The organism is Flavobacterium cellulosilyticum, assembly GCF_004349355.1.
Classification (GTDB): domain Bacteria; phylum Bacteroidota; class Bacteroidia; order Flavobacteriales; family Flavobacteriaceae; genus Flavobacterium; species Flavobacterium cellulosilyticum.
Genome location: NZ_SMFK01000031.1, coordinates 1 through 7298, shown reverse-complemented (window position 1 = coordinate 7298; position 7298 = coordinate 1). Strand labels below are relative to the sequence as shown.

Genomic DNA, 7298 nt, shown 5'->3' with positions numbered 1-7298 from the left:
TTTTTTCTTTATCTCAGTATGTTAAGATATTTGTCCGCCGCGCGGACAGTCTGAAAGTCAAAAGTCAAAAGTCGAAAGTGTCCTAGGTACATTAAGACATTAGACATTGAAACTTTACGACAAATAGCCTTAAGGTGGTTATTGCGGCGGGGCTCACCTCTTCCCATCCCGAACAGAGTAGTTAAGCCCGCCTGCGCAGATGGTACTGCAGTTATGTGGGAGAGTATGTCGTCGCCTTTCTTTATTGAACCCCAACCTGAAAAGGTTGGGGTTCTTTTTTTTATTGGTATGCCCTGTTCACCTAAGGGCGGATCAAGGATCAATGGATCAATCCCAAAACCTGTGGAGCGAGGATCAAGTCTAAAAGTTGTGGAGCGACAAAAATTAAGCATAAATATTTGTTAGTCTAAAAAGGAAAAACTCAATATTTCTAACCCCTCTGAATTGAGATCTAAATGCTTTTATTTGGGATTGTTCCAAAACCACCCCGCCCTGCGGATCAAGTTAAAAACATTTAGATTTGATCGTTTAAACCCCTGATTCCTTAAAAATAGGGTTTATTGTTATTATTTGGTTTTTAATTAGTTAAGACTAAATTTAAATATTTGGATAATAGTTATATATTTATCCAAGAAAAATTAAATCTATTTTCAATCTTTTTTACAAATATAAACCGATGAAGCGAAGAACCTTTTTAACCAGCACTACTATAGCAACTGTAGGTCTTAGCGCTCTCTTAGTTGAGAGTTGTACCATTTCTAAAAAAAAGATTGGTGTGATAACAGTTGATATTGATGCAACTCTAGCATTTGAACTTGACGAGGAAACCATTAGTAGTTTAAGAGAAAAATTGGATTCCGGTAAGTATAATTCAGAACAATTAGTAGCATTATATTTAAAACGAATTGAAAATATTGATAAAAGTGGTCCAATTCTAAATTCAATTATAGAAATTAATCCTGATGCTGTTTCAATAGCTAAAGAAATGGATAATGAAAAAAGAGACGGAAAATGGAGAGGTCCATTACATGGAATTCCTGTGGTAATTAAAGATAATATTGATACAGCTGATAAAATGCAAACTACTGCTGGATCATTGGCAATGAAAGGGAACATAGCTCTAAATGATGCTTTTGTGGTTAAAAAATTGCGAGAAGCAGGCGCTATAATTATAGGGAAAACTAATTTGAGTGAATGGGCTAATTTTCGTTCTTCACAATCTTGTTCTGGATGGAGTAGTAGAGGAAATCAAACCAAGAACCCTTATATTTTAGACCATAATCCCTGTGGATCAAGTGCAGGATCAGGTGTTGCTGTTGCAGCAAACCTTTGTGTTGTTGCAGTTGGTACTGAAACAGATGGTTCAATAGTTTGCCCAGCTTCTGTAAATGGGATTGTGGGTATTAAACCCACAGTTGGACTAGTAAGTCGATCAGGAATAATTCCGATATCAAAAACGCAAGATACTGCAGGACCAATGGCAAGAACTGTAAAAGATGCAGCTATTTTATTAGGTGTACTTTCGGGTATTGATTCCACAGATGCGATTACAAATAAAAGTAAAGGAAAAAGTTTTACGGACTACACGCCATTTTTAGACATAAATGCGTTGCAAGGGAAGCGGATAGGTATCGAAAGAAAATCGCAAGGAAATAACCAATACATTAATGAACTTCTTGAAAATGCCATTGGTATTCTTAAAAAAAATGGAGCTACAATTATAGAAATAGACTATATTGAGCAAATAGATTTACTAGGAGAAGCAGAATTTGAGGTTTTGCAGTATGAATTTAAAGACGGATTAAATCACTATTTAGCTGGAGCAAATGCCAAAGTAAAATCTTTGAAAGACGTTATTGATTATAATAAAAGTAATGAGGATAAAGCGATGCCATATTTTAAACAAGAAACATTGGAAAGCTCTAATTTAAAGCATAATCTTAATGATAAAAAATACATAGCTGCATTGAATAAAAGTTTTAATGGAAGTAAGGAAATTTTAGATACTTTATTTCTTAAAAATCAACTTGATGCAATATGTGGAATTACAATGGGGCCAGCTTGTAGCATTGATATGATTTATGGGGATCGGTGGGGATATTCTTTGACGACACCAGCTGCTGCAAGTGGTTATCCACATATTACAGTTCCAGGTGGAAAAGTGTATGACTTACCAGTTGGCTTATCCTTTTTTGGAACAGCTTACAGTGAGCCAAAACTTATTGGAATTGCATACGCTTACGAACAAGGATCAAAAAATAGGATTAAACCAAAATTTAAAAAATCGTTTTTGTAAATAGTATAATTCTCTACATGATCTGAACTAATTGAATCTAGTAAATTAAAAATAGAAGTGATTTTTAATTTTATCTAATAAATTGTTTGCTAAGTCCTTGTATTATTAATACATAAATGCCTGTTGATAAATTACTCACATTTATTTTTCCAGATGAATTATCAAAAGTTTCTATTATTAAAATACGTCCCTGCATACCTACAATTTTTACTTGAACCAAAATTGTATTGTAATTTATGTTTAAGTAATCTCTAGTAACTGGATTTGGGCACAACAGAAGATTTGGGTTTTCAAACTTTTTTTGCGAAATGCCTAAAATAGTATTACCATAAAATCCAACTTTCACACCCACATCAGCAGAAGTATAAGGAACTCTTAGACCTCCAGAATTGAATTCCTCTGCACCAACATCAAAGGCTTTAAGTCTTATTGCTCCCTTAATATCTTCAGTCAAAAACGAATAACTTCCAGTTCCAGAATCAATGTCTTCACTTCCTGTTGTGAGTCGAAAAAAATCTGTTTTTGATGTCGCAATTCAGCCTGATGTTAGATTTGTATTTCCATTGGTACCTGTGGTAATATCTCACGGCCCATTTTGCTTGATATTTTGACAAGGTTCCTGTTGGGGCAGTACTTTGTTGGATAGCCTTTGCAGTTGTATTTGAAATAATATTATTAGCCACAGTAAGATTCTCGGGAGCTATGGTTAAATCTCCACGAATATTTGTTCCAATTCTTAATCAAAAATCGCAATTGACAAAGGTATAGTTTGTAATAATTGTGTTTTTTACTTGCAACTATACATTGGCAGCCGAATTTACTCTTCCAATAGACAAATTTATTCCACCAGTTCCGCTAGAAGAAGAATTATCATATTTTTTTAGAATTTACGCCCTCGATATAATTGTTGTAGGCGTTGTGGTTTTCGCCAATAATCCAGATACCACCTGAAAATAATTTGTTGTTGGCAATAAAGAAATTGTTAAATACTTCGCAATTATCTACGTGTCTAAGTTTTAAGCATCCTTGGTAATCTCTAAAGCTATTATAATAGTATTTATTATTACGGCTTTTGTTTGAAATCACTTCTATTTCACCGCTAAAATTATAGAAATAATTGTCGTAAACTTCAGTATAAGATGGAAGTAGTGAAGTAGCACTATTTCCAATTCCAATAGCATCTTGATCATTTAATACATTTACTTCAATTACTGGAGTTCTACCACCAAAATAATTGTGATGTATTTTTGAATAATGTGGTGTTGATGTATCTCTATTGTCATTGATTATACTTCCCAGTCCGTATTTACCCAGAAATGAACAATAACTGATTTCATTGTATTCTCCATATAATAGAATCCATTTAAAAGTACTAGTAGATTGAGACGAAGTTCCGTTATAAGAATCAATATTAACATTGGTTACTTTACAATTTTTACATTCCGTACTAGCTTTAAATGTAATTACTGGAGTAATTGTTGAAGAACTTACTGTTAAACCAGAAGGGTTTTGAAAAACGACACCTTCAATGTAAACATATTCTCCTCCAATTTTAATATACGAATTACCTTGAAAAAAAACAGAACCAGCTGTTTGTGCTTTTAAAATTATAAGATTTGATGCCGTTCCTGTTTTTTGTATACTTATTTGAACATTAGTCCAAGTTCCTTTAGCCAAAGTAATGGTTGTACCTGATGTCGAATTTGTTATAGCTGAAGTCAATTCCGCATTTGTATTTACTAAGTGAGCTTGAAAAGTAAATGAAATAAGGATAAAAAATAGTTGTATTCATGATAAATGCAATCTTTTCATTTGAATGTTTATTAGTTAAATACCATAAGCAACAAACATAGTAATAACAATTGGTTAACCAATTAAAAAATAATTGATTTGTCTTACAATATTAACTAAGACTATAGATTTCCTATATTGGATTTAGAGACTTAGAAATAAAAATTATAATAATTCCTTTCATTTATTTTGAGCTATTTCAGGTTGAAATATTTATGGTATTATTTTCTCGAATTATATCGAAAATGTCAAATTTAATAATAATTCAATGGTATTTTTTAATTTAAAAACTTCATAGTTGAATTTATTAAATTTGTACATTTTACATGCGGCCATTTCTTCATTGTTAACATTCTCCAAATAAAAGTAAAAATGTTGGTTCCTCGACATGAATATATTGAAAAAGGTATTAAAATAGCGGCTTGGAAATTGTTCATCGAAATATACTTTTTTTTCATTAGGTTTTAAAATAAAATGATTTCTACTTGTCTGATGCCCAGGTAATATTTAAATAGAAATTCTATTTTTTTAAATGTAGAAAAAAATACAGATCAGTAAAATATAGTTTCAATTATAAATATCGCAATGAAAACGAGAAAAAAATCATAGAATTAATGCTATAATGAAATTGACTATACTACCTAAAGTAAGTAGCTTTGAAATGGTCCACAAAATATAATAAAAAAAAAAACACCCTAAAAACTAAATTTTAGGGTGTCTTAATTTATTTATGGAAATGTTACAAAAATTCTCCGTGTTGAGAAATGTCCAATCCTAATTCTTCTTTGTCTTCGCTAACTCTTAATGGAGTAATTTTATTTACTATAAAAAATAAAGCATACGATGCTACAAATGCAAATATCGAAACGAGTACCATAGCTTTAAGTTGTGTTAAAAATAAAGTAGCATCACCATAAATTAAACCTTGATGATCACCAACAGCTGAATTTACTGCATTTGAAGCAAATACACCTGTTAATAGCATTCCTACCATTCCGCCTACACCGTGACAAGCAAATACATCTAATGCATCGTCAATTTTATTGCCTTTATGAACTAAAGTTACAACCATATTACTAATTACACTAGCAATTAGACCAATTGCTAAAGAAGATGGAATTGAAACAAAACCTGCAGCAGGAGTAATAGCGACTAAACCTACAACTGCTCCAATACAAGCACCCATTGCGGATACTTTATGTCCAAGAATTTTGTCAAAAAACACCCAACCCATTGCAGCGGCAGCGGCAGCTACTGTAGTTGTCCCTAAAGCTTGAGAAGCAAGACTACTTGCGCCAACTGCTGATCCAGCATTAAAACCAAACCAACCAAACCATAATAAACCTGTTCCTAATAATACATAAGTAATACGAGCAGGATTTGGTTTCTGACCTTTTCTTTTTCCTAAGAACATTGCACCAGCTAGTGCAGCCCAACCAGCACTCATGTGAACTACTGTTCCTCCAGCAAAATCTAAAACTCCCCATCCGAAGAATAATCCGTCAGGATGCCAAGTCATATGACAAAGTGGAGCATAAATGAATAGTATAAATAACACCATAAATAATAAGTATGCCCAGAAACGAACACGCTCAGCAATTGCACCAGTAATTAAAGCAGGAGTGATAATAGCGAATTTAGCTTGAAATAAGGCAAAAAGTATAAAAGGAATAGTTGGAGCCAATTCCCATGCAGTATTGGCACTCACACCTTGAAAAAATATATTTGATGTTGGATTTCCGATGAAACCACCAATAGAAGGACCAAAACACAAACCAAATCCAATAACAACCCATAAGACTGTTACAATTATCATTGCCATGAAACTTTGAAGCATCGTACTAATAACATTCTTTTTCCCTACCATACCTCCGTAAAAGAATCCAAGTCCTGGAGTCATAATCAATACAAGAGCTGTAGCAACAATCATCCAAGCAGTATCTCCAGTATCTAACTTCAAAGGAATAACATGTGCTCCTAGTGTTGTTACTTCAGGAAATAAATAAATTGAAAAAACGGATAACACTAAAATGGTGATTAGAATCACACTTAAAATAATCTTTCGCATAATTTTTAATTTTTAATTTTCGTCAAAAATATAAAAAATGAATATACACCCCTGTAATAAAGTACGATTAGTTTTAATTTTTGCGATATTTTCAATATAGACCCCCTATAACTTATAGTAAGTTAAAATTCAATACTTATTTTTTTAATTTGATAATTGTTGGCTATTTTTGAAATATATTTTGTCTTGTCCTAAATAACCGATACAGATTATTAGACAAAGATTCTTTGACAATTTTTCTGATGATGTTTAAATCTAAATTGTATTTATCAATCATGAATTCCTGTTTTAATATTCCGTTTATTCTTTCAGCTACAGCATTCTCATAGGGATCAGAATTTTGTGTCATACTTGGCAATATTCCGTTTTTATTTAGAGTATTTTGGTAATCATTCGCACAATATTGCAATCCTCTGTCTGAATGATGAATCAATGGTATTTCGTTGTTCCTCCTCTGCTTTATAGCCATATTAAGAGCCTTGACACTGCTTTCTGTATTCATGTTGTCAGCAACATAATACCCCATAATTTTCTTAGAATATGCATCTGTAACAATGCTCAAATAACACGGTTTTTCTCGTTTACCAATATATGTTATGTCAGAAACCCAAACTTGATTAGGCCTATTTATTTCTAGACCTATAATTAAGTTGTCATGTTTTCTAAATCGATGATGAGAATTAGTAGTTACATGATAACTACGTTTTGGTTGTATCAGTAGGTGATTAGCTCTGAGTATATCAAATAACTTATCTCTTCCAATTCTCATTGATTTAAGATCATCCATCAATAGGTGATATGATTTCTTACCACCAAGTCTAGGCATTGTCTTGCGTACTTCATTAATCATTGACACGACTTCAATTGCTTTAGCTTCCTTGTTAATTTTTCTTTTAATTCTTCGATAATAAACCTGTCTGTCTATCCCGAACAAATTACAGGCGAACATTATTGTTTGCTGTTCTTTGTCTTTAAAATGGTCGATTGTTCGGGTGGAGAGTTTTTTCGTATGTCAATTTTATATTCTTCTTCTGCGATATCAATCATCATATCAAAAATGATTGCTTTCTTATCTGCAACAAAGGCTTGTCTCTCCAAAAAGGACTTCTGCTTCTCTAGAAGTTTCACTTTGGCTTCAAGCTC

General features: G+C 32.4%; 6 protein-coding genes and 1 rRNA gene. 2 read left to right on the top strand and 5 right to left on the bottom strand.

Translation table 11 applies throughout. The features are described from left to right. The first annotated feature begins 130 nt into the window (after positions 1-130). Both rrf and E0F76_RS19150 read left to right on the top strand, forming a co-directional pair. Positions 131-240, top strand: a 5S ribosomal RNA gene (rrf, locus tag E0F76_RS19160). A gap of 436 nt (positions 241-676) precedes the next feature. Beyond that, the gene (locus E0F76_RS19150) at positions 677-2296 is read left to right on the top strand and encodes an amidase (RefSeq protein ID WP_132010143.1); all 1620 of its coding nucleotides are present in this window, start codon (positions 677-679) and stop codon (positions 2294-2296) included. Positions 2297-2366: 70 nt separating this feature from the next. Here E0F76_RS19150 and E0F76_RS19145 read toward each other — a convergent pair whose 3' ends face one another. From E0F76_RS19145 to E0F76_RS19500, 5 genes are all read right to left on the bottom strand, one after another. Continuing rightward, a complete protein-coding gene (locus E0F76_RS19145; RefSeq protein WP_165932753.1) occupies positions 2367-2750 on the bottom strand; it encodes a T9SS type A sorting domain-containing protein in 384 nt (127 codons plus the stop codon). Positions 2751-3166: 416 nt separating this feature from the next. After that, a complete protein-coding gene (locus E0F76_RS19140) occupies positions 3167-4063 on the bottom strand; it encodes a polysaccharide lyase 6 family protein (protein WP_281275302.1) in 897 nt (298 codons plus the stop codon). 763 nt (positions 4064-4826) lie between these two features. Next, positions 4827-6155 (bottom strand): ammonium transporter, encoded by a 1329-nt coding sequence (locus tag E0F76_RS19135; RefSeq protein ID WP_132010134.1) that lies wholly within the window; start codon positions 6153-6155, stop codon positions 4827-4829. A 163-nt stretch (positions 6156-6318) separates the two neighbouring features. After that, positions 6319-7104, bottom strand: coding sequence for an IS3 family transposase (locus E0F76_RS19130; protein WP_246022115.1), 786 nt, complete (start codon positions 7102-7104; stop codon positions 6319-6321). Beyond that, positions 7104-7298: hypothetical protein (locus E0F76_RS19500; RefSeq protein ID WP_220398953.1), on the bottom strand; the 195-nt coding region annotated here is incomplete at its 5' end. The genes E0F76_RS19130 and E0F76_RS19500, both read right to left, overlap by 1 nt.